This is a genomic window from Flavobacterium solisilvae (assembly GCF_012911605.1).
GTDB lineage: Bacteria > Bacteroidota > Bacteroidia > Flavobacteriales > Flavobacteriaceae > Flavobacterium > Flavobacterium solisilvae.
In genome coordinates this window covers 1-216 of sequence record NZ_JAAMPT010000002.1, presented here as the reverse complement: position 1 = coordinate 216, position 216 = coordinate 1, and the positions used below count along the sequence as shown (strand labels likewise).

Here is a 216-nt window from a genome sequence, read left to right as displayed (position 1 = left end):
TATCTACTGTTGGTAACGGGTTGATGATGTAACCTTGTGGTACAACGGTATAACACTTTCTTCCGGTATGGTCGATGGTATTGTTACCCGAAACAGCGATGTAAACATATTGTACCAAATTGATTGGATCGTTGGTCAAAGTCGTATCGCCTACCAATGCTGCTGATGGGTTGGTGATTTCATTGGTATTGTTTTCTAAATCGGTCAACGTTGGGT

The 216-nt window shown here is 41.7% G+C and carries 1 protein-coding gene; it reads right to left on the bottom strand.

From position 1 onward, the window contains the following. Positions 1-216: hypothetical protein (locus G6042_RS00010; protein ID WP_169522281.1), on the bottom strand; the 216-nt coding region annotated here is incomplete at both ends.